19 protein-coding genes and 1 pseudogene are annotated in these 23,714 nt (G+C 60.4%); 8 read left to right on the forward strand and 12 right to left on the reverse strand.

Translation table 11 applies throughout. The features are described 5' to 3' along the window. The 3 genes from B7O88_RS16055 to B7O88_RS16065 all read right to left on the reverse strand — a co-directional run. Nucleotides 1-660 (reverse strand): transposase (locus tag B7O88_RS16055; RefSeq protein WP_140418594.1); only part of this gene is annotated, 660 nt, incomplete at its 3' end. Between the two features lie 654 nt (nt 661-1,314). Then, the gene (locus B7O88_RS16060) at nt 1,315-2,772 is read right to left on the reverse strand and encodes a DUF3336 domain-containing protein (RefSeq protein WP_088277509.1); all 1,458 of its coding nucleotides are present in this window, start codon (nt 2,770-2,772) and stop codon (nt 1,315-1,317) included. Between the two features lie 52 nt (nt 2,773-2,824). Beyond that, the gene (locus B7O88_RS16065) at nt 2,825-4,438 is read right to left on the reverse strand and encodes a wax ester/triacylglycerol synthase family O-acyltransferase (RefSeq protein ID WP_160003207.1); all 1,614 of its coding nucleotides are present in this window, start codon (nt 4,436-4,438) and stop codon (nt 2,825-2,827) included. Nucleotides 4,439-4,872: 434 nt separating this feature from the next. On the opposite strand from B7O88_RS16065, the gene B7O88_RS16070 reads away from it, so the two are divergent. The 8 genes from B7O88_RS16070 (at nt 4,873) to B7O88_RS16100 (ending at nt 12,410) form a co-directional block, all read left to right on the forward strand. After that, on the forward strand, nt 4,873-5,988 hold the full coding sequence (locus B7O88_RS16070; protein ID WP_088277513.1) for a DUF2855 family protein: 1,116 nt from the start codon (nt 4,873-4,875) through the stop codon (nt 5,986-5,988). 213 nt (nt 5,989-6,201) lie between these two features. Then, the gene (locus tag B7O88_RS16075; RefSeq protein ID WP_088277515.1) at nt 6,202-6,588 is read left to right on the forward strand and encodes a type IV pilin protein; all 387 of its coding nucleotides are present in this window, start codon (nt 6,202-6,204) and stop codon (nt 6,586-6,588) included. A gap of 5 nt (nt 6,589-6,593) precedes the next feature. Then, entirely contained in the window at nt 6,594-7,148 is a 555-nt protein-coding gene (locus tag B7O88_RS16080; RefSeq protein WP_088277517.1) for a type IV pilus modification PilV family protein, read from the forward strand. Nucleotides 7,149-7,150: 2 nt separating this feature from the next. Then, complete coding sequence (locus B7O88_RS16085; protein WP_235005824.1) at nt 7,151-8,125, forward strand: PilW family protein; 975 nt, start codon at nt 7,151-7,153, stop codon at nt 8,123-8,125. After that, nucleotides 8,094-8,267, forward strand: a complete 174-nt coding sequence (locus B7O88_RS18200) for a hypothetical protein (RefSeq protein WP_235005823.1) — start codon at nt 8,094-8,096, stop codon at nt 8,265-8,267. The genes B7O88_RS16085 and B7O88_RS18200 overlap by 32 nt, the downstream gene beginning before the upstream one ends. Before the next feature lie 11 nt (nt 8,268-8,278). Continuing rightward, nucleotides 8,279-8,761 (forward strand): pilus assembly PilX family protein, encoded by a 483-nt coding sequence (locus B7O88_RS16090; protein ID WP_088277519.1) that lies wholly within the window; start codon nt 8,279-8,281, stop codon nt 8,759-8,761. A gap of 20 nt (nt 8,762-8,781) precedes the next feature. After that, nucleotides 8,782-11,892 (forward strand): pilus assembly protein, encoded by a 3,111-nt coding sequence (locus B7O88_RS16095; RefSeq protein WP_088277521.1) that lies wholly within the window; start codon nt 8,782-8,784, stop codon nt 11,890-11,892. Next, nucleotides 11,889-12,410: a GspH/FimT family pseudopilin gene (locus B7O88_RS16100; RefSeq protein ID WP_088277523.1), complete on the forward strand. Its 522-nt coding sequence runs from the start codon at nt 11,889-11,891 to the stop codon at nt 12,408-12,410. Before B7O88_RS16095 ends, B7O88_RS16100 begins: the two co-directional genes overlap by 4 nt. Before the next feature lie 443 nt (nt 12,411-12,853). Here the strand turns inward: B7O88_RS16100 and B7O88_RS16105 are convergent, their stop codons facing one another. The 9 genes and pseudogenes from B7O88_RS16105 to B7O88_RS16145 all read right to left on the reverse strand — a co-directional run bounded on the left by B7O88_RS16105 (nt 12,854) and on the right by B7O88_RS16145 (nt 23,522). Next, complete coding sequence (locus tag B7O88_RS16105; RefSeq protein WP_088277525.1) at nt 12,854-13,483, reverse strand: hypothetical protein; 630 nt, start codon at nt 13,481-13,483, stop codon at nt 12,854-12,856. A gap of 28 nt (nt 13,484-13,511) precedes the next feature. Beyond that, entirely contained in the window at nt 13,512-14,303 is a 792-nt protein-coding gene (locus B7O88_RS16110) for a DNA adenine methylase (RefSeq protein ID WP_088277527.1), read from the reverse strand. Between the two features lie 26 nt (nt 14,304-14,329). Beyond that, a pseudogene (locus B7O88_RS16115) lies at nt 14,330-14,466 on the reverse strand (Com family DNA-binding transcriptional regulator); the annotation flags it as partial. A gap of 134 nt (nt 14,467-14,600) precedes the next feature. After that, on the reverse strand, nt 14,601-17,924 hold the full coding sequence (locus B7O88_RS16120) for a LamG-like jellyroll fold domain-containing protein (RefSeq protein ID WP_088277531.1): 3,324 nt from the start codon (nt 17,922-17,924) through the stop codon (nt 14,601-14,603). After that, the gene (locus B7O88_RS16125) at nt 17,921-18,151 is read right to left on the reverse strand and encodes a hypothetical protein (RefSeq protein WP_088277533.1); all 231 of its coding nucleotides are present in this window, start codon (nt 18,149-18,151) and stop codon (nt 17,921-17,923) included. Before B7O88_RS16125 ends, B7O88_RS16120 begins: the two co-directional genes overlap by 4 nt. Beyond that, a complete protein-coding gene (locus B7O88_RS16130) occupies nt 18,148-18,369 on the reverse strand; it encodes a hypothetical protein (protein ID WP_088277535.1) in 222 nt (73 codons plus the stop codon). Before B7O88_RS16130 ends, B7O88_RS16125 begins: the two co-directional genes overlap by 4 nt. 11 nt (nt 18,370-18,380) lie before the next feature. Continuing rightward, nucleotides 18,381-19,424 carry a phage BR0599 family protein gene (locus B7O88_RS16135; protein ID WP_088277537.1) on the reverse strand — a complete coding sequence of 348 codons (1,044 nt, stop codon included), beginning with the start codon at nt 19,422-19,424 and terminating at the stop codon, nt 18,381-18,383. Next, on the reverse strand, nt 19,411-20,607 hold the full coding sequence (locus B7O88_RS16140) for a hypothetical protein (RefSeq protein ID WP_088277539.1): 1,197 nt from the start codon (nt 20,605-20,607) through the stop codon (nt 19,411-19,413). Before B7O88_RS16140 ends, B7O88_RS16135 begins: the two co-directional genes overlap by 14 nt. Continuing rightward, nucleotides 20,604-23,522, reverse strand: coding sequence for a phage tail length tape measure family protein (locus B7O88_RS16145; protein WP_088277541.1), 2,919 nt, complete (start codon nt 23,520-23,522; stop codon nt 20,604-20,606). Before B7O88_RS16145 ends, B7O88_RS16140 begins: the two co-directional genes overlap by 4 nt. Nucleotides 23,523-23,714 lie beyond the last annotated feature (192 nt).

Genomic DNA, 23,714 nt, shown 5'->3' on the forward strand with positions numbered 1-23,714 from the left:
GACGTAAAAACGGTCTTCTGCCCAGCGCCGCGGGTTATCAGCCACATACTCTGCGATACGCTGGTACTCTTCTTCGCTACGGATGAGGTGCTCGTAGAATCGGGGTTGCCACAACGCGTCAGCCCCCAGCAATCCGCGTGCCCGTGCCTCCCGCGTAACTGCAGCCTTGAATGAGCGGATAAGGGTTGGAAAGGACCCGGCTACCGGGGCGCCAAACGCTTCCTGCGTTGGTGCAATCGCTGGCTCGATGATTTGCAGTACGCCATGCAGGTGGTTTGGCATCACCACCACATCAAGCCAGTCCACGTGCGACGCGTGCTGAGCGCTATTGTCCCAGACAGTGCGGACCAAGCGACCCAGTTCATTGAGCAGCATCTGGCCGTCAATGATTTGTCCGAACAGGCAGCGTCGACCAGCGGTACAGAGGGTAACAAAACAGACCGCCGGTGCCCTGTAATCGTAATAACGCAGACGACACGAGCGCCGAACCGGTCTGCCTTGCAATCGCGTGCGCATGGAAATTCCTTTTCCGTCTGCAATCTTCAATATTTGTGCAGCGGCCACAGCATGCTGTGGCCCTACGCAATACGCAAAAATACAGGCCAACGGTGGCCATACCACCATCAGACCGCGCGCCTGACACCCGTAGGGACGCGACATGTCGCGTCCGCAAACCCGAACACATCAACCAACATATGCACAGGCAACCAGCCGAACCGCCCAACGTTGCCATCACCACCATCCATGGCACCGCGATGCACCCGTAGGAACGCGACAGGTCGCGTCCGCAAACCCGAACACATCAACCAACATGCGCAAAGGCAACCAGCGGAACCGCCCAACGTTGGCATAACCACCATCCATGGCACCGCGATGCACCCGCAGGGACGCGACAGGTCGCGTCCGCAAACCCGAACACATCAACCAACATGCGCAAAGGCAACCAGCGGAACCGCCCAACGTTCGCATCACCACCATCCATCGCGCCGCGATGCACCTGTAGGGACGCGACATGTCGCGTCCGCAAACCCGAACACATCAACCAACATGTGCAAAGGCAACCAGCGGAACCGTCCCGCGTTGGCATCACCACCATCAGACCGCGCGCCTGACACCCGTAGGGACGCGACATGTCGCGTCCGCAAACCCGAACACATCAACCAACATGCGCAAAGGCAACCGGCGGAACCGCCCAACGTTGGCATCACCACCATCCATGGCGCCGCGATGCACCTGTAGGGACGCGACATGTCGCGTCCGCAAACCCTCCGGCACAAACCAGAAACCCGGTCACCGTGCTGTCAAAACGTGACCCTATTTTTCCCAACCGCGTGTGTGCAGGATGGCATCCAGCGTCCGGCTGACGGCGGTGCAGTTGCGGACCATTTCGATCTTCTCCCAGGTGGAGCGCTCGCCTTCATGGATCAGGCGGTGCATCGCTTCGCGGCTTGGCGGTGCCAGCAGCCGCAGCGGGTGATCCCAGCGGTTGCGCAGGAAGATATTGATATCTGCCGTATATTCCTGTGCCAGCACGCCGTAGGTCAGATGTTGCATCAGACTGAGCACCGGCGACTTGATTCGGACGTTATCGCGGCTGAAGCGCATCGCTTCGGCGGCACCGATTTTCAGGAAGCGCGCCTGAAAATGAGCCAGATTGCGCAACCGGTTGCGCGGCGCATCCGGGTCGGGCGTGATGGCAAGCGCCGCCGGGTTGGTCATGCTGGAGATGAAGTGATTGACGCCGTACAGGCGTGCCAGACGCTTGGCCGGCAGATCATCGGCAAAGGAGCCGTCGATCCATTTCATACCCGGCAGGTAGGGTACCGTCTCGCCCGCTGCGTTGCGGCACATCAGCGTTACCGGCGGGTAGATGCCGTAGATCGCACATGAGGCTGTAACCGCAGAGCGAATCAGCACGTTGGGCGAGGTGATAGCGTTAAGCAGACGCGGGGCCTGCTGGGTCGACAGCCCGGTAACAGTGATATTGAGCTTGCGACCGGTCAGCTCAAACGCTTCCTGAAAGGTCAGATCCGGGATGATCTTGGCCAGGTAGTCACGCAGGTTGTCGGCATCCATCGCCCGACCGCCACCAAACAGGCTGAGAGAAGGCCGAATCGCGCTGGTCTGTTCTACTTCATGATGCAGGTTGTCGAGGCTCAGCCGCTCGCGCAGCTCCTCATCAACGTGGGTACAGGCGGTGGCGGCAAGGATAGAACCGGCGCTGCTGCCGGAGATGATTTCGGGCAGCAGCCCCTGATCGAACAGCGCCTTGAGCACACCGGCGTGGAAGAAGCCAAGTACGGCGCCGCCACTCAGCATCAGCGCGGTCCGCCCGTTGCAGTGGCTGGCACGCAGGAAGAAATCCTGCTTTTCAGCCAACGAGATGATCTTGTCATCCACCTCGTTCAAGTCGTTAAGCGCGCCGCACAGTTCGTCAATGTAGCGGGTAATGAGATTCTTGGTCCCAAGCCGGGCCTTGTTATACAGCGACGGCTTGCCCATGCCGCCGAGGTTGCCATGAACGCCCTCGTTAAGCACAAACAGCAATTGGTGGTAATCCTTGCGAAAACGCAGATCGCGAAGAACATCCAGGCGCTGACGAATCGAACGGTAGTCATAGCTCTCGCACGCGTCATCCTGCTTCCAGTCGTCCAGTCCCTCCTCGTGATCCCAGGCAGCAGCCAGCTCACTCCATTGCTCATAGCTTTCTGCCTTTTCCATCGACTGCAGCAGCGCCTTGCCCCTGCCACGCTGAAAGAGATTGACCACCATATTCCACTCCCATGGCGCCCGCAGGCGCCTCACCAATAGTTACCTTGCAGCGTCAGGCCGCGCCTGCCGACTTGGCGCCCTTCGTTTCGGAGACAGTCGACTCGGACGCCTTGGCAGCAGGCTTCGCACGGCCTGCCGCAGCCAGCTTGGGTTTTTTCTCCGCATCCGGCTCGGCATCCGCCTGTTCATTGGTTGCCGGTTTCGGCGCTTCGACCCGCGCGGGCATGGAGGCCGCCGTGGTTTGTTCCAGCTCGGCCAGCAACGCGCGGTATTCCTCTGTCGACGCCTGGATGCAGCTCATGTAGAAATCCATATCCGAGACGATATTGCGGTCTGCCAGAACCCCGACATTAAGATCATCGTAGATACCGGTCAGGCAGTGACTGATGCCCATTCCGTCGCTGACCGGTGCCAGCGGAAACACGTTGACGATGCGCGCACCGGCAAAATAGCGCGGCACCAGACCGGGAATCCCGGGCACGTTGGTGATCAGGGTATTGACCAGCGGCACTGTGCTTGCCAGCCGCGACTTGTTCTGCAGCCAGGCACCCAGGGCACGTACATAGGGCGGCATCATGTCGCCGACGGCGTTATTGAGGTCGCACAGCACGTCACGCGCAAGCGGCACCCCGCGCGCCGTACGACGGCGCACCGCGGACAAACGCTCAAGGGGCTCGCCGATGTCGGTTCCGATGCCGATAAACATCGCCGAAATCAGATTGCCGCAATCCTTCATCGCTTCACTTGGCCGGACCGACACCGGACACATGGCCACCAGCGATTCGCTGGCGGGCAACTGGTTGTGATGCGAGAGATAACGACGCATGCCCCCGGCGATGATGGAGATAACCACATCATTCAGCGTGGCGCCCGGGCACAACTGCCGCATGCGCTTGAGCTCGGGAATATTCCAGGTCAGCGCACCGTAGGAGCGGTGGGGTGATATCTGTACGTTGAAGATGGTGCGCGGTACCCGACGCTGTTCCGGCTTGGCTTCAGACCGCAAGCGGCGAGCCAGTTCGATACTCTTGCGTCCGGCGGTCAGCCCGGCGCGCATGCTGCGCCACGCCTGCCCCATCATCCGCGGCGTCGTGCGCGACCACATTTCCAGCCGGGTCGGCGCCCGCTCGGCCACTTCAACCCGGTCACGCCGGCCATACTCGTGGTCTGCGGTTTCTTCCATCATTGCGGTTGTCAATTCAAGGCTGGCCTTGCCATCCACATAGGCGTGATGGAACCGAATCAGCACCGCAAAGCTGTTCGGCGGAACGCCCTCCACGTTGTTGACCCCTTCAATAATGTAGATCTCCCAGGGCGCACGCTCCATATCTACGCTGCGCGACATGGTCCGCGCGGTGAAGATGCAGAGTTGCCGCCAGTCACCCGGCTGCGGCAGGCCAACATGGCGCACGTGATACTCCAGATCGAAATTCTCGTCATCCAGCCAGTACGGGTCATCAAGCTGGAAAGGCGCCTTCTCAAGTCGGCGACGAAAGTACGAAGTCGTGTTCAGGCGATCGGAAACGTATTGCAGGATGTCCTTGTGACGCACCAGGCCACCAGGGGCAGTGCTCTGGTCGCATAGCCACAGGCTCCCAATCATCATGGGTTGGTTGGGCGCCTCAAAATAGAAAAAGTGGGAGTCCATCGGGGTCAGCTGCTTCATGGTAGAGATCCTCATACCGATTGGGTGTATGCGCCACGTACTACACAGATCAGGCTTTGAACACGGATACCAACAAAACGAATCAAAATAGAAAAACGCACCACCTTTATAAATAAACAGCGAACGCTTTTAGTTGATCCAAAACAGGATAATGCAATTTTGTGACCAATAAGTCACAGAAAAATGCGACCGTTTCTACGACGCCAAATACCCTTATTATTGTGACCCGCATGCCAGACGCATTCCGTTGAAAAGCGAAAAAATCAGAATGCATATCGAGGCAAAATGTAAAAGTGATCATTGCAGTGCAGGACATCGATGAGCACCCCAATCGTGCCCTCTTATCAGGCGGCATTTGAACGATGATTGAACGCTGACCGTGCAGCGCTATCGCGGCAAGCTAGGGTCTGACATCACTGCCCACGGACCAGACCATGACCACCACTTGCACCAGCCTGCTGGTTAACAAAGGCAACATCCACGAGTGCACGCTGCAGGAGGCGCCCAGACTGCAAGAGCAAGACCTGCAGGATGGCGAGGTGCTGCTGGACATTGACCACTTCGCCTTCACAGCAAACAACATTACCTACGCAACGCTGGGCGACCGATTCGGCTACTGGGACTTCTTCCCCGCCGAAGCCCCTTGGGGCCAGGTGCCGGTGTGGGGGTTTGCCGATGTCAGCGCCAGCCGTCACCCGGACATTGCGGTTGGCACGCGGGTCTATGGATACCTGCCGATGGCCGGACAGCTGCGCGTGCGCCCAGGCAACCTCACCGCCAGCAGCTTCACCGACACAGCAGACCACCGCAGTCACCTGGCGCTGGCCTATAACCAGTACCAGTTCACCGCCACCGATCCGGCCTATCGCCCGGAACTGGAAGCGTTGCAGATGCTGCTGCGCCCGTTGCTGCTGACCTCATTCCTGCTGGATGATTTTCTGCAGGAAAATGACTGCTTCGGCGCCGAGCAAATCATCCTGACCAGCGCCTCCAGCAAGACCGCTCTGGGTCTGGCATTCATGCTTCAGCACCAGCGCGCCAGCAGAGACGGCAAGCCCCAACGCATCGTCGCCCTGACCTCCGCGGGCAACGTCAGCTTTGTCGCCGGGCTCGGCTACTACGATCAAACCATCGCCTACGACCAGCTCGACCAGCTCGATGCATCGATCCCGAGCGTGCTTGTCGACTTCGCCGGCAACGGGGGGCTGTTGGCCGATGTCCACACCCACCTGGGTGACAACCTGACCTTCAGCTCGCTGGTTGGAGCCGCGCACTGGGATCAGCGCAAAACGGAAAAGAACCTGCCCGGCGCCAGGCCCGAAGTCTTCTTTGCCCCCGGTTACTGGGCACAGCGCAGCAAGGCACTGGGCCCGGCCGAGCTAATGCAGCGTTTTGCCAGTCTGTGGATGCCGCTGACCCGATCGGTTGGCAGCTGGATGGAAATCAGAACAGCGGCAGGTGGGGAGGCTATCCGTCAGGGCTATCTGGATACCCTTAATGGGCTGATCAGGCCGGAAACAGGAATGATAATGAAAACACTTAGCAGGTAGCATGCCGCCTGGCCCCTTTTGCCACCCGTCTGGGTGAAAATGTGCATCAGATCGCTGGCAGTTTTATGCCAGCCGAACCATACTTGACACGGTGGATTAACTCGGCGTCTGTGATATCAGGATGAAATCGGTAGAGATGCCGCTTGGTGACCATCCCTGCAAGGCTGCGGGGCGGGAGTCGAACAGTACCCGTTATACGGAGCATTCAGGCCCATGAAGGCAGTGAAAGGGTTCACGCTGATCGAGGTGATGATCACAGTCGTGATCGTCGCCATCCTCGCGGCGATCGCCTACCCCAGCTATCGCCAGTACATCATTCGCTCGGACCGCGCGGCAGCGCAGTCAGTAATGATGGATATCGCCAATCGCGAACAGCAATTTCTGATGGCCAATCGGGCCTACGCCAGCAAGGCAACCGTGACTGCCTCAGGCTTCTCGCTCGACAGCGACCTGGCCAGCAAATACGACTGGGATATCACTGTCGGCACAGACGACGTGCCTTCGTTCACCATCACCTTTACGCCCAAAGGCTCCCAAGCCAGTGATGTCACCCTGACGCTCAACCACCAGGGGGTCAAGACCCCTGCTGACAAGTGGTGACAGCCATGCCGCTCGTCATTCGCCACCGTCAATCCGGGCTGACCATGATCGAACTGCTGGTCACCGTCGTCATTCTGCTGGTTGGCCTGCTCGGCCTGGCTGGCCTGCAATCGCGTCTGCAGCAGTCGGAAGTAGAGTCCTATCAGCGGGCGCAGGCGCTGATTCTGCTCAATGACATGTCCAACCGCATCATGGCCAACCGCAACGCGGCCGCAGACTATGTCACCACCGCCGTCGGCGCCGGTGCCGCCTGCCCCGCAGCCGGCAGCACACGCAGCAGCCAGGACATCAACGCCTGGTGTCAGGCGCTCAGAGGCGCCGCCGAGACCATCGGCACCAGCGAAGTCGGTGCCATGATTGGCGGGCGCGGCTGTGTCGAGGATCTGGGATCTGACACCTACATGGTGACCGTCGCCTGGCAGGGCATCATCCCGCTGCAAGCGCCTCCGGCCAGCGTCAGCTGCGGTCAGAACGCCTATAACGACACTGCCGCCTGCGCTAACGACCTGTGTCGTCGCACCGTGACCACCCTGGTGCGCATCGGTAACCTGGAGCCTTGAGCATGACCGCCAAACACAGCGCCAACCAAAAGGGTTTCAGCCTCATTGAACTGATGGTCGCGGTCACCATCAGTCTGTTGATTTTTGCCGCGGTATTGCGTCTGTTCCTGGATATCGGTCGGACCAACGACGAGCTGTCCAAGACCAACGAACAGATAGAAAACGGCCGGTTCTCGATCCAGCTGCTGCAGCTGGATCTGATGCATGCCGGTTTCTGGGATGGCTATATTCCCGAGTACGACGACCCGGCCGCCACTGGCGGACTCCCTCCTGCGGCCACAGCAGCGGTGTGTGACTGGGAAGACACAGACACCTACAAATACGCCCTGCTCTCCACGCCCATACAAATTTTCCCCGACGTGCCAACCGGCTGCGGCGGCGTGATAACCGACAAGCTGGCCGATACCGACGTGATCGTTACCCGCCACGCCGATACCTGCGTGGCTGGCAGCACAGGCTGCGAAGCAGACACCGCTGGCGAGCTGTATATCCAGGTCTCGCGTTGCGGCTCAGATACCGCGCGCTATGTCCTCGGCCAGACCGGAGATGCCACCTTTGACCTGCTCAAGCGGGACTGCAATCCCGCGGAGCTGGCCAGCAAGCGCCGCTTCGTCTCGCACATTTACTACATCAAGGACGAGGGCGGCGTACCCACCCTGATGCGCTCAACGCTTGAGGATGACGGCGGAACACCCACATTCTCCACCCCGCAGGCTCTGATCGAGGGTATCGAATCACTGCGCGTGGAGCTGGGTGTCGATGACTTCAACAGCCAGACCGGCGAGGCGGTGAACTACACCACCGGCGTGCGCGGTGATGGCGTGCCGGACCGCTACCTCAACACAGTCGACGATTGCGCCAGCGGCTGCACTATCGACGACCTGGTCAACGCAACCAGCGCCAGCGTCTACGTCCTGGTGCGCAGCACCCAGGCCAGCCCGGGCTATGAGCTATCAGCTCGGGCCATTCACGATTGATGCCGCCAACGACAACGTCAAGCGCCACGTGTTCAGCACCAACGTGCGCTTTCACAATATTTCCGGGCGCCGTGAAGTGCCTGCCGCGTTCACCGGCAGCAGCACCGAAACCGATCCCCCGGCTGAAGAACTGACTCCCTGAGGAGCGACCGCATGAAACGCATAGGTTCAACATCTCAACGCGGCGCCACCCTTCTGGTGGCCATGGTAATGCTCGTTCTGCTCACCCTTATGGTCAGCAGCGCCTTCACGCTGAGCACTACCAACCTGAAAGCAGTCAACAACATGCAGATGCGTGAAGAGGCCATGGCGGCAGCCAACAGTGCCATTGAGCTGGTGATCAGCTCGGCCTTCACTACCGCGCCCACAGCGCAGGATATCAATATCGACCTGAACAACAACGGCGCAGCCGACTACACCGTCAACGTCGCCACGCCCCAGTGCGTCAGCTACACCCTCGCCGAGTCAGCTTCTGAGAGCAGCGTGACCCTGGGAGTCATGTCTGACAAGACCTGGGACACCCTCTGGGACATAACGGCAACGGTCAACGATGCAGCAAGCGGCACCAACCTGACGATGCGCCAGGGCGTTCTTGTACGCCTTAATGATGCGCAGAAAACCAACCTTTGCTCCTGAGTAAGAGCCTGGAGATCGCCATGAAAACGCGCGCAATGAAAGGGTGGCTGATCAGTGCCCTGCTCTGCCTCAGCCTGCCGACTCAGGCAGAGGATATCGATCTGTTTGTCGGCGTGCCGCCGGATGCAGCAGACGACCTGCCAAACGTCCTGTTTGTGGTCGACAACACTGCGAACTGGGGCAATGGTAATACGCCACAACCCTTCACCAACCTCAAGGCGGCATTGAGCAGCACCTTTGCCGGGCTGCCGACCGACAAATTCCGGGTCGGCATCATGATGTTCAATGAAACCGGCAACCCGAACAGCAACGTCAGCGGCGGCTATGTGCGCGCGGCCATCCGCACCATGAACAGCACCAACAGCGCCACGTACGCGGCGATGATCAACAGCCTTGATCCGACCAACGATAAGGGTAATGGTGCTATCGGCAGCCTGGTCATGGCGGAAGCCTGGTATTACTTCACCGGCAAAAATGCCTACGCAGGCACAGAAAAGGAAAAGGCCGACTACAACGGCAACACGCGCAGCAACCTGAGCGCAGCCTCCAGGGCCGTGTACGCCCTGCCGGGTAACGCACTGAACAACTTCAAGGCCGATCCCAAATACAACAGCCCGTTGGCTGCCAACTCCTGCGCCCGCAACTTCATCATCTATATCAGTAACGGCGCTTCCACCGACAATAACTCGGTGATCAAGGAGTCCAGCCGCCGCTTGGCTCTGGAGCCGGGCAGCGATACCCGAACCATCCCGCTCTCACCTGCCGGCTTGCAGGACAACCCGATTGACGAGTGGGTGCGTTATATGAGCGACAGCACCCTCGACATCACCACCTACACCATCGACATCAACCCCGCGAGCACGGGTCAGGGTCCTGCATGGAGTGCGGTTCTGCAAAGCATGGCAGACGTCAGTGGCGGCAAGCGCTTTGAGGTGCAGAGTAATAACGGCGGTGCACCTGCAGCAGACGACATCAAAAAGGCGATCGAGACCGCCCTGTCCGAAATCCAATCGGTTAACAGCGTATACGCCTCGGTGAGCTTGCCGGTCAGCGTCAACACCCAGGGCACTTATCTGAACCAGGTCTTTGTCGGCATGTTCCGTCCGGCCCAGAACGCCCTGCCGCGCTGGGATGGCAACCTCAAGCAGTATCGTCTGGGCTATCCGGCCGGCAGCACCCAGCTGGAAACCCTTGATGCTGCTGGTGCCTCTGCCATTAACAGCTCCACCGGCTTTATCGCCGAGTGTGCCCGCAGCTACTGGACGCCCAGTACCGCAGATACATATTGGACCAATATCGAAGACCAGCAATGTCTGCCGGCCGAAACTGCCGGGATAAGCGCAGCCTCCAATACACCCGACGGCAATATGGTCGAGAAGGGTGGTCAGGGCTACAAGAGTCGCGGCACCAATCCGGCAAATCGCAACGTTTACGTTGAGGACATCACCGCGTCGACCACCGACGACGACCTGACACCGCTGACTTCAACCTCCCTCAGCGCTGCCGCTGTGGGGGCAGCGAACAACACCGAGCGCAACCTCATCCTCGACTGGATCCGCGGCTTCAACAACCGGGCCTCCGATGACACCGATCTGGACAGTTTTATCAGCAGCCTGACCGCCATGCGTCCGTCCGTGCACGCAGACGTGGTGCATTCCAGGCCGGTAGCCATCAACTTCGGCACCGACACCCAGCCTGACGTCACCGTGTTCTATGGCACCAATGACGGCTTGCTGCGCGCAGTTGACGGCGACCGCAATGGCGGCGAGGAGCGCTGGGCATTCCTGCCCCGAGAGTTCTACCCGCACATCAAGCGCCTGCGCGACAACGCTCAGCAAATCTACTACCCCGGGCTGCAGATTGAAGAAGAAGGCAACCGCAAAAACTATGGTTTTGACGGTCCTATCGTCGCCTATCAGGCGAAAGATACTCCCACCGATCCCACCCTCGGCACCGCCTGGATCTTCGCATCCATGCGCCGCGGCGGAGAATCGATTTACGCCTTTGATGTGATCGACCCGGAATCACCAGTACTCAAGTGGCGCAAGGGCTGCTTCAACGGCACCTGTGACACCGGCCTGGGCGATCTTGGCCAGACCTGGGCAGCCCCGACCATCGTCAAGGCTGCCGGCTATGAAAGCGGGCAGTCGCCGCTGCTGCTGGTCAGCGGTGGCTATGATCCGTGTGAAGACGCCTTCCCGCATACCTGCAGTGCCAGCAACAAGGGCAACGCGGTCTACGTCATGGATGCCGACACAGGGGCAGTGCTCAAGTCCTTCGAGACCACACGAGGCGTGGTAGCCGACATTACGCCGGTCACCAACGGCAACGGCATGCTGATGTATGCCTATACCGCCGACATGGGCGGCAACGTCTACCGCCTCTCCGGCCAGAATGGCGCACCTATCAACGATACCCTGCCGGCCAACTGGGTCCTGACCCAGATCGCCTCACTGGGTTGCGACACCGCCACCAGCACCTGCAACAACCGGAACCGCAAGTTCCTGTATGCACCAGACGTGGTACTGAAAAACAACACCTACTATCTGCTGCTGGGCTCCGGCGACCGGGAAAAACCACTCGGCGATGCATCAGAAGTCGACAACTACTTCTTCATGGTTCAGGATCGTCCGACCGAGCCCACCTGGCTGACATCGGAAAACGCCAACTGCGGCGTCAACCGGCTGTGCCTCAACTCGCTGACGCCCATCGCATCAGAAGCAGACCCCAGCGCCGAAGCACTGGCCAGCACCAAAGGCTGGTATCTGTACCTGAACGAAGGCGAGCAGGTTGTCACTTCGGCCATCACCGTGTTCGGCATCACAACCTTCAGTACCAACCAGCCGACACCGGCAGAACCTGGCGAATGCACCAACAACCTGGGCACGGCACGCGTCTATAACGTGAGCTATGAAAATGCAGCCGCTGCGAACGACACCCGTAGCGCCCAGATCCCGGGCGGCGGCCTGCCACCCTCACCGGTCGCCGGCATGGTCCAGCTGGATGATGGTACGACCGTGCCGTTCATTATCGGTGGCGATGCAGACTCACCGCTCGCCGGCCGGGAACCGGAAACCCCCGGCACTACCGCGGTACCCAAGAGCCGGATCTACTGGAACCTGGAAGAATGAGCGCGCTCAATGCCAACCGCCCGACCCTGGCTGCCCAGCGCAGCCGCGGGTTCACCCTGATCGAGCTGATGGTCACCATCACCGTCGCAGCGGTATTGCTGACCATCGCCCTGCCCTCGTTCGTCAATACCACACTGAACAGCAAGCTGCGCGCCACAGCCAATAATCTGTCAGCGGCCGTCATGCTGGCGCGTTCCGAAGCGATCAAGCGCAACGCGGCTACCCAGCTATGCCCCTCGGATAACGACACCAGCTGCTCGGGCGACTGGGAAGACGGCTGGATCGTTATCGCCAGCGACAACACCGTCGTGCACCGCGAAGGCCCGGTCCCCGAAGGCTTCAAGGTCAACACCACTGCAACCACGCTGAGCTTCGATCCGAGCGGCGTCGGCTCAACGGCAGCAGACTTCACCATCTGCCGCGCCACCCCCAGCGTCGGCTCCCAGGAGCGCGTGGTCTCAGTCACCGCTACCGGCCGCCCCTCCGTCACCCGCACGGAAACCGGCAGCTGCAGCTGATTACCTGATCCCCCGCACGGCCACGACATGTCGTGGCCCTACGAAAACAGAAAACACCGCTGCAATACCTGAGGGTCTCGACTTGCCCCGCCCGCAAATCACACCAAACACACCACCACAGCCGGTGACCTAATCTCCCGTAGGGCCACGACGCCTTGCCATCCGTCATCCTCGCGCAGGCGCACTGCTGTCCGGAATAAATTTGATCGTTCCCACGCTCCGCGTGGGAATGTCCCGATAGGGCGCTCTGCGCCAATCCCAGACGGCTTCCCCCCCCCGGGCACGGCATGCTGTGGCCCCCATCACCGCAACGCTGCTCAACATTGTCGTCGCCCAACAACTCGCCTTTCGCCTTCTTGTAGCGGCGCGCGATATTTGACGCGGCGGTGCGCGATATTTGGAACTCTTGGCAACTTGCTCACAGTGAAACGGAATTTCAATATCTAGCGACCGCCGAGCAGCTTGCTAACGACCTCTCCCGCTGGGGTTCTAAGTGTGATGGTGCCACCGTATCCCGCCTGATCACGGAAAAGGCCCAGAGATACCAGACCTGTCAACGACATAAGATCCTTGGTGTCAGAGGAGACGTAATGGACGCCTTCGTCCATTCGATGCGCGTAGTCCGTTGTGATAGATCGAGACCCTATGCGCAGCAGAAGCTCGGCTTCTTCCGGTGATATGTCGCGAACCGCACGGGCAATGAAGGCGGACTGTTCAAGCGGGATATCTACATTCAAGCTATTCGTTATCGCGAGCCGAAGGAACTCAAGCTTGCGCCTGTCCAACGTATGAAGAGCACTGGCCACAGCGTCCCCAATCAGTTGGTACTGGGCATCACTCAGCTCATCGAGCTTTTGCTCAAGCCCACTCAGATCGTTGCTGACATCATTGATGAACTTGGCTAGACGCTCCTCGTGCCGGCGCGCTGCGAGCGTGCCTGTCAGGATCGGGAGGAACACGGCAGCTCCAACTGATGCCCCAGCAGCCACCGCTGTTGCCGCCGCCGTGACTGCCGGGTGGCCTGCAACCTGCTCCAGTACGCTCGCCTTGTAGTCGTCCTTGTTGATCGCCATGCCTGCTGCCCTCACTTGGTGTGAGGGGTCAGAATAGCCCAGCAGGCTCGGCGCTGATATCCCAGCTGAAGATGAGAACCTCCGATGCGTTGCTGCCTTTACCACCTCCAACCGTGTACTTGATGTCGGTCGCTTCGATGTGGAAGTCGGCGAAGCACCGGCGGATGTTGGGGTGGTCGTTGAGGCTGATGATGGCTTTGCCTTTGAGTGATTTCAGCATCATGGCCATCTCTTCGTATTGCTCGAAACCGAATGGCACGCCGTACCCCTCGGTCTCCCAATACGGCGGGTCGCAGTAGAAGAAGGTGTGTTCCCGGTCGTACTTGCGCATGCAGTCCTGCCAGGCCAGGTGCTCGATATAGGTGTTGCTGAGGCGCAGGTGGGCGGCTGACAGGCTCTCCTCCAGCCGCAGCAGGTTCAGGCCCGGCGGGGTCGTGGTAGCGGTTCCGTAGCTCTGGCCGTCGACGCGGCCACCAAAGGCGCTCTGCTGCAGGTAGTAGAACCGCGCCGCGCGCTGAATGTCCGTGAGCGTTGCCGGGTTGGTGTCTTGCAGCCATTTGAAAACCTGGCGGCTGCTGAGTGCCCACTTGAACTGCCTGACGAACTCCTCCAGATGCACCTGGACGACGCGGTACAGGTTGACTAAGTCGCCGTTGACGTCGTTCAGCACCTCGACGTCGGCCGGCACCGATCGGAGGAAGTACAGCGCTGCACCTCCGGCGAAGGGCTCGACGTAGCAGCTGTGACGGGGAAACAGCGGGAAGATGCGATCGGCAAGACGTCGCTTGCCGCCGATCCAGGGGATGATGGGCTGTGCCATGTAAACCTCCAGTCGGCGCTCGGGGCGCTCACCTTGAGGCTCATGGCCTTCTTTGGTTGAGTGTCCCGCAGCGGGGGCACTTGATCTCGATGATGCTGCCCTGGCCGACCTTGGCCAGGAGCCGCGAACAACGACCACAACGTAGCTCTTTCAACATCTGCAAAGCCTTTTCAATTCTGATAGCCTTGCCCCGCACTCGCGAGTGTGGGGGGCCTTGGCTGGCTTGCAGCTACTTCTGCTTGTTAGCGTCCGGGTCAGGTGTTGGCGCACCTGGCTCGGTCGCCTCTTCTTTTGCAATCAGGACAAACCAGCGGCAGCGGCATGCTCGGCGATCTGAGCGGCGGATAACCGCGTGTTAAACCACGCCACCTCACACACCTTGCCTCGCAGTGTTGCCACGGACCCTCCAGGCCAACCGCTCAAATTACTTTTACCTATATGCAGGTAACGTGTGCCAGCAGAGTCTACTGATATCGCCCCCAGCGTGCCGACGGAGCCCCCATCGATATAAAGCTCAGATCCCTCTTCAGCGTTTTCACCAAAGGTAAAGTGGGCGATATGGGGCAAGCCGTCATTTATTGGCTCCGGACTGACAATAGTAGTCACCGAGCCTGACCATATGGTCCCAACAAGATGGCCAGAACTGTTCACGTACAGGCCCCTGTCCTTGCTTCCAGAAGTGCTGGTGGTGCTTGTAAGTTGATGGGGTGTGACAATCGTCCCAGCGGGCGCGCCGCTGTCTACCTGAAAAACGACCATCAATGTGGCGGACGCAACAGGCAATGTGAATGCCGAATTAGTTATGGCATAGGCCGAATCAGCTTTGAACCTGATACTAGCGTCACCCTCCTCACCAACCAAACTAGCCTGCTCCAAGTCGTAGCTCGAACCAGGCGTTCCAAATATCACTCCGTTCCTGGCATTCCCTGATGCATCCGCCAAGGCTGTTCCGCTTGTAGTGTCCATCCGCAACCAAATGAAAGGATTGTCTGCTGCGACAGACTCACTAAACACCAGGTCAGAAGCGCCACCAAGGAGCAGGGTATGGCTGAATTTTTGGGCGCTGGGTAGACCGTCACGCACTGCCCAAATATCTATTCGACCGGATCCAGCGCCACTAGTAACCCAGGTCGTGCTAGTCGTCGTCAGACCATCAGCCGAGTGATCGAGCACACCATCAAGGTAGCAACGTACGCTCCATGTGGTGCCTGCTTCTGGGCCGACAGAGGTCATACTTGTATCAAACAGCTGATCTGATTGAATGACTCGGTCTCGAGCAGACCATGTGAGCAGAACTTCCGTAGCAGCCAGCTCTTGCGGATAGTCTTGGCCATTGACTTTAACTCCGGCAGGCGGGTACGGCCGATAGTGCCGCTGATCCAGCTCGACAGTCAGCACCGTAGCGCTGGCAAGGGGCAGTTCGTCAATAGTGGTCCGGGTGAGCAATGCAGCGCTTACGGTCTCGCCGTCCAGATACTGCGCGCTGTCTGTTGATGCCCAGTCACCACAGAACCAGATCCGGCTGTTTGCATCGTGCTGCCACGGCACTGTGTCTGCGCAGCCCCGCCCCAGGGTTATAGTCAGCGCCTCCTCGTCGATGGCGTCTACGCGCACGATCTCGTCGTCCCACAGTGCCCAGCTGCCCACATCAACAAGGTCAAGCCTCGACGCTGCAGTTAGGGTGAACGCTGTATCAAGGTAGCCTGCCGCCTCGACAATCAGCGCCGACGGACACCATTCCCCGGAGCCTGTCTCGGTCAGCTCGCCCCCTTCTTGAGCTGTGTAAAGGGTATAGTCGAGGCCGCTGGATGGTTCAGTCGCCATAGCCATGATCACGCCCGTGTCATCGGGATAAACCGCAAGGTCGGCTGCAGACAAGTTGGCGACAACTTCGACGTATGGCGCCTCAATAAGGCGCTGAGCAGGTGGCGCTGCCGGTGGAGTGTAGAGCGGTGGCGTCTGACTTGGCTGGGACTCTACATAGGTTGTTTCAGGCATCGAGTAGACGTCCTCGACAACCTTCATCTTGATTTGCCCGTCCTTGACGTTCCCGTAGTCGATGTCACCCAGCACGACAATCATGTCGGCAACACCATCCTCCGGGGCCTGTAATCGGACCTTCTGTCCCTTCCTCAGGCGCCAGATGTCATTGCGCCGATTTGTTGTCAGCGTACCCTTGGTCAACGGTGTGGAGCGGGCGGAGAGATCTCGCGCCTGGACCCGCAGTGCGAGTGACTCAACGGGAATTTCCGGGTATTGGATGGTCTCCGAGATGACTTGGCCAGCAGCATGAACCGCACCACGCGACTGCATCGGCGGCGTGGACTTCTTGACGTTGTTCTCGACGTCGTACCACTCAACAACCAGTTCATTGACTTGCTCAGTAATCGCCGACGGCTCAAGTGTCAAAGACTTGATGTCATCGCTTTCGATCACCGGCAGTGACTCTGGATCGTCTGTCCGGCGGATGAGGTCCAGGTAGTACTGACCGTCCTCACGAGACTGGGTCAGAGCGCCGCCGATTACATCCAAAATCCGCTGCTGAAAGTCCTCAATGTCTTCGTCGAAGTCATAGGTTGTGCAGACCCCAAAGCCCTCTTCATAAAGCGTGTCAGCAGCTGCTCTGAAGGATGCATCGTTAATGAGTGCCGTTGGCTCTCCTTGCATGTCTCTTGACGCAATCGAATCGTAGAGGACATGTGCTGGGTTCATTGCCAACAGCTGGTACTCACCCTGATCTATGCTCAATGCAGCGAAGATGTTGGTTTTACTACCAGCCGGGATCGAGTCGAGAACTTTTAATGCAATGACATTTCGTGGCCCGACCAGTGAGCCTGGCACGACTGCAGTACCAAGAAAGTAATCGTCGGTTGGGGCTATAGGGATAGCCTGGCCATTAACCCAAAGCCAAGCGCCATCATCGTGCGCGACCCTGATATTCAGTGGCAATCCGGCAACAGCGTCGAAAGTGCGACGGAGCCAGATGCCTTTGCCTACATAGCCTGCCGATATGTAGGTTCCGACGCCAAACCCACCGTAAGAAGTGGATCCAAAACCACCTCTCCCGCTTGGCCACGCAGAGTCGTCATAGCTTGGAGAACTGTAATCAGCGTCACTACCAGGTGCCTCGACTCGATACTTCCATCCATCCTGGTCGTAATCGAAGTTTGCTTGCAGCAACTGAATCTCCGCCTTCTCCGGGTACCACGGCACATCACCATCCCACCCCTTCAAAATCCGGCGCACTTTAAACTCGGCACGTTTGGGATACGGATTCATCGCGCCCCAGGGCCCGCCCCTCCAAACAGCCAGCGCTTTACCGCGGTATGAGGGTTGGTCGCTGCCGAGCTTTGCCGCCAGATAGTCGTTCGGCTGTTGATCGGCGTCGCCCAGCTGCAGATCCATGTAGCCCTGCAACCCGCCTTCCTTTTTCTTGCCGCCCCACAGGTTGAGTGCGTTGACGTAGATCCGGCTTGTCTCTGTGACGATACCGCGCCAGGCAGTGCGGCCGCCTGCGCGGAACTCGAGCACGGCATCCAGCCGGCCCAGGGAGAGTGCGAACGCCTGCAGGTACTTGTACCAGTAGCCGACCGTTTGGGTTTTGCTGCCGCCACCGCTCATGCCTGACGCTCCTGCTCGATCCGCTCTGACTCATGCGCCCACTCAACCAACGCCAGGGCGAGACCATCGCCGGTTGCCAGGAAGTCCTGCTCATCAATGCCGCCATGGCGGAAGGCATACCAGTCCAGGTTGTGACGCTTGAAGAAGTCGCGGGCCTTGGTATTGCACCAGCCCGGCTTCTTGCCTGTACCTGGGATCGTATGCAGATGCTTGAGGGTGATTTTCACTTCTTACCTCCCTTGGAGCGGATCGGGATTGTGCCCATCTTTTTGAACGCGATCAGCGACGGCTCTTTGATCCAGACTGTGCCGTACACCTTGCAGAGCTTTACCCCTTCCTCTGTAGTAGGCGTGTTGCCTTCCTGGACTGCAGGCTGTTCTTGCTTCGGCCGGAGTGCGTTCACAATCGCGACTGCGAGCATCAGGCCCAAAATCAACCCGAACATGACTTATCTCCTCACCACACCGGGTCGCCGCTGTAGGGATTTTCCAGCGGCATGTGCAGGTTGCCGCCGTAGTTGATTTGGTTCTCCAGCTCGACGCAGGCGGCCCATGTATGGGCACAGCCGGGGTACGCAGTGACGACCAGGTCGACGGCCAGGTCCAGCGCGCCGTAGTCGATGGTGATGGTGTCGCCGGTGTGCTCGCGGATGGTGCGGATCTCGGTCGCGCCGTCTGCGCGCACCCACTCGATGAAGCCGCCGGCCAGCCGCCCGCTGGCGTAGGTGGTGAACTCGGCTGCGGTCAGGGTCAGGCCGCTGAGTGCGGTCAGGGTGGCGTCGAACTTGAGGGGCGCGGTGTAGGCGATCAGCTCAAGCCCGGCGAGCAGTTGAGCGTCCCAGCTTTCGAGGGTGATGGTCTGGCCGCTATGGCTGACGATCGGGATCTGGTGGAGTACTTCCTCGGTATCGGTCCACTCGATCCGCCCGCCTGCCATGTTGCGCGGCGCGTCTGCAAACTCAGCTGCTGTAATGTTCAGCGTCAGCTCGGCGACGTCGGTCAGGGTACCCGGTACCGGGACGGCGTCCGGGTCCAGATTGCACAGTCCGGGGCCTTGGCTGTAGACGACCAGGTCACAGCCAACCGTGAGTCGGCGTGGGGAGCCAGTGCGACGACCGCGCGTCATGGTCGGCTCGCATGTCAGCTCCAACAGGTCATCCTTGAACACGCTGCCGACCACGCGGCCCTGCGCTTCGACGAGGGTATCGGTCTCGCCTACGTGCCGGCACAGCACTGTCAGGGTGATGACCTCGCTGGGAGAGTACGGCAGCCAGTTAGCGGCAACCGCGGCTGTGCGCGGCAGCTCGACCTTGAAGGACCGGCGACCCTTCTCGCTGCCTTGCCGTACCTGCGGCGGCTTGATCGGCAGAGGTGTGTACTCGTCCTCACCGAGCGTCTGGTTGCGATCGGCCGAGGTGTAGCACCAGGTGATGGGCCCGCGCGCGAAGCGATAGAACAGCACCGGCTTGGCGCCGAACCAGGAACCCTCAAGCAGACTCACGTTTCACCCCCAGAAAATCCAGTTTCACCTCAGTCAGGCCGTCGCCGTCGGTCTCGTGCAGCAGCTCGACGCGGTCGCTTGCAAGCTCGCTCAGCGCCATGAACGAAACAACCAGCACCTGGTGAGGCTCGACGGCGCGGCCGAGGGCTGAGTCGATTGTCAGGGTCTCGTTTGCGCCGGCTTCGGCAGCGGCAGTAATGCGGCGGTACAGCACGGTGCCGTCAGTCAGCTCAATGCGGATGTCGCGGCGGCCCGGCTGGGTGCGGCCAAACAGGCTGTAGCCGGCCCACTCGATGGTGATGGTGGTGGCCACCGCCGTTACCGGGGCGACGATCAGAAGATCCTGCGCCCAGCTCGGTACCCACACATGGCCGGCGCGGCCGCGCAGGCCGTACAGCAGCGAGCGCATGGCGGCCAGTTCGGCGCGGCTGCCCAGCAGGCAGCGCAGGGACTGCTCACGGAAGGCTCGGCGGGGGCGATCGATGATGGTGATGGCCCCTGTGTCTTCATCGATGACGTTGGTCATACGAGCGAAGCTGCTCTTCAGGTCGTCGCCGGTGTCCGGTCGCATGTCGAGCACGGGCCAGCCCTGGTACATGGTGGCAGGCAGCACGGCTGGCCAGTCGCTCGGCTCCTCGATCCGCATGACGACAGACCGGGTGCCGGCGGTGTCAGTCCATGCCGCTTCCTCGGGCTGGCGGTCGAGACGCGCAAGGCGCACCGGGTACAGGCGCGCCCCGGCTGGCCAAGCGCGATCGGTCGGCAGACCGGTTGTGATGTAGTCCTCGCCCACGTCCTCGATCGCGGCCAGCCACCAGTTATTCACCGAGGCCCAGACGACAACCAGGCTATCGGCGAACAGCTCAAAACCGCCTGTCTTGCAGGGGATGGTATCGACGCCAACATCGAGCGCCGGCAGCAGCTGCACGTCGTGCCAGATCGGCAGCAGCCAGTAGTTGGAGCCGTGGTCAGCGAGGATCATGTCCAGGACGCGGCGGCTCTGGTCGTCTGCGATCACTTCAAAGGTGAACTGGCGGCGCGGGCCGAGGCGCAGCTCGCGCTTCTGCTTGGCACCGGTGCGGGCCTCGATCACGTCCGTCAGCCACTCCAGCTGCTCGCGCACCCCAGCGTCCCAATCCGGCGGCACCGGCCACAGTACGTACCCGTCTTCTAAGTAGCTCATGTGGTCAGCGCGCTCTGCATGGCGGTGGCGTTGTTGGCGGTCATTTGAATCAGCACGTCGGTGAAGCCGGGTGAGCTGCCGAGCCGGCTCGCAACCTCTTCAATGTCGAAGAGCGCGGCGAACCTGAAGTTGTTGGCGACGTTGGCAGTCAGCGCGCTCTCTTCAGACATACGGCCACCATCAAACACCGGCGCCGGCGCTGCGGGTGCCGGGGTGCCCGCAAGCCCTCCAGTCGAGTGGTAGACGGTGCCGGCCCAGTCGTCGAGGGCGGTCATGCCGCGCTGGTTGAAGTCTTCAAGGAACGACAGCGCGCCGGGCTGTTTAACGACAGCCGCGCGGGTGATGAACTCCTCGTCACTCAGCCAAGCGGGGATGCTGTCGCTGGTATTGGTGCCGGCACCGCGCACCTGGCCACCTGTGTTGAAGGACTGCGCCATCGCCAGTGCTGCCAGTACAGCAGCGATACCGATCGCGGCAGCGGCACCAAAGGAGCCGATCGACGCGGTGGTCGCGGCGGGTGCCCATGCCGATGTGGTGGTCGCGGCGGCGCCTGCTTGGCCGGTCGCAGCGGTGTTAGCTGCGGCAACCGATGAGGTTGCTCGGGCAATGTCTGCGGTCTTCTGGGCGTTGGTGACCGTCTGAATCGACATGATCTGCTGGGTAGTAAGCTGCTGAATGCCCTGGACCTGTTCGGCCGCGCCCTGAGTGAACAGGTTCATCACGCCCTGGGTGGCCATGTCGGCCAATTGCTCGCTCGCCATTCTGGCCATGGATTCGGCAATGCCCAGCACCAGCGACTCCAGCGCATCGCGCAGGGTCATGGTGCCGTCAGCCAGGCCCATGATTGCCTCTTCCAGCCCGCCCTGCAGGCCGTCGCGGAATGCGATCGCCAGCTCGTCGCTGATGACCTGCATGTTCTCCAGCTCGGCCCGGATACGCTCGACGTTCTCCAGCGCTGCCGGGTCGCCTGTTGCGATGGCCAGCTGTTCCATCAGCGGCAACAGGTTTTCAACCTCGGCCGCTTGCTCCTTGTGCAGCTCGACAATCCGCCGGCGGGCTTCGCCCTCGGTGATCAGGCCGGTTTCCAGCTGCGCCTGGATGGTTTGTTCCTGGCGGCTGGTGGCGTCGAACATCTGATCGATGATGGCCTGTGTTTCATTCAGCCTGGCGCGGGCCTGCTCGATGTTGATCAGGCCGTTGATGATATCGACCCCAGCTTCATCGCCTCGGGCCTTGAGGCGCTTCATCAGCTCGCCATAGCGCTGCTGGATCTCGATCTCCAGCGCCTCTGCCTCTTTGCCCTGGGCGCGCAGAATCTGTGCCTGCAGGCCGGCGAGCGTACCCGCATCGGCGGTGACCGCCAGTCGTTCTTCCTCTGCTGCCAGCAGCGCCGCTGCGGCCTGCGCGCGCTCCAACAATGCGCCGGCTAGGCCCTTCTCGGCGATCTCGGCTTCGCGGGTCTTGGTGGTGTTCAGGCCGATCAGGGATGCCTGGCGTTCCAGATTGGTGACAAAGCTTAGCTGGCTGCTAGCCAGCTTCTCGGCAGCCTTGCGCTGGGCATCGGTAGCGGTCGCGTTGGCCTTGGCCTGGTCGAGCTGGCGGGCTTGGGTGAGCAGCAGCTCCTGGTGCTCGGGGATCAAGTCGCCCAGTTCGCCGGATTCAATGGCGTAGCGGGTTTTGGCTTCCTCGGTGATCAGGCCGATGGTCTCGGCCTGCTTTTTGAGGTTGTCCAGTAGTTTCTGGGCTTCGGCATTGAGCACCGGGTCTTGGACCGGGGCCGCGATACCACCCGTTGACAGGTCGGTGCTCGGGCCTTCTTCAGCCGCGTCAGCCAATACACGCTTGATACGAGCAACCTCTGTGCGGATCTCATCTTCGCTCACCCAGCTGACAATCCCGTCAGGCCCGAAGAAGCGAATGCGCTCACCGACATTGAACAGCGACTTGTCATCGAGCAGGTTCTGCAGATCATCAAGGCGTGTTTTTAGGGCTTCGGTTTCCTTGTTGCTGATGTCGGTGCCCAAGCGGTCCAGGAATAGCAGAAAGTTGCCGCCCTCAGCCGCTGCTGATGCCAGCGCACCGGTCAAGCGAATCAGCGTGCTAACTAGTTTGTCCGCTCCCTGGGCTGTTGCCGGGTCAGCAAGGATTGCCGTCAGCCGCTCGATCTCCTGCGAGCTTTCCTTGAGCCCGGACTTGCCTTCCAGAAGGTCGCCAAAGGCATTTTTCAGCCCCTGAATGGCACCGCCAAAGCCGTCACGGGCAGCACGCGCGCTGCCACCGTACTGGCCCTCAAGCACCTCAAGGATCAGGTTCTGCGCTTCAGCCATCCGGCCTGATTCAGCCAGAGCCTTGACCATGTTGCCCTGTTCTTCGGTGAGTGTTGCCCCTACGCGGTTCAGCGCGGTAATGCCGCGCACCGGGTCTTCCAGGGCTTTACCGAGCATCGTGGCGGATGCGCCAAGGTCTTGCTGCATGGCGGTGCTCAGGTCGAGCACCATGCTCAAAGCGCGAGGGAATACGTCAGCACCAATCTGCTTGAAGCTGAGCAGCAGCGACTGGGCCGGGATGATGGCCTCATCACCGTAGGTGGTGACCTGCTGCAGCGCGCTGGCCATGCTTAGCAGTTGGTCCCGGTTCAAGCCCGCTGCGCCGCCGGTTGCCCTGAGCGTCGCCTCAAGTTGCTTGGTGACGCGCTCTTGCTCAACGGTTGCGGCGATCACGGCCTTATAAACAACTCCACCGGCAAAGGCCGCAGCGACCTTGCCGAGAGTGGCGCCGAGCTTCTCCATGTCGGAGTTCGTTCGTTTAGCCTGGTCGCCGGCATCATCCAGCTCATTTTCCAGCTGATCGAGCTGCTGCATGGCCTGCTTCATGTCAGCCCGGATGCGCATCGCCAGTTCGAGTTTCTTACTCATGGAGTGCCTGATTGCCTGAGGGTTTCAGGTTCAGGGTGCCCGGTTGCTCGCTTGGAGTAATTTGAACGAGGGCAAAAAGAAAGCGCCGAGGTGCTTGGGGCACTCAGGGCGCTGAAGGTTTCCTTTAGTCCATCTTGACGGCGTCCTGCCGCCTCCCTGGACTCGGCCTACCGCAACAACTTCTGCAAGTGG

Source organism: Halopseudomonas aestusnigri, from assembly GCF_002197985.1.
GTDB lineage: Bacteria > Pseudomonadota > Gammaproteobacteria > Pseudomonadales > Pseudomonadaceae > Halopseudomonas > Halopseudomonas aestusnigri.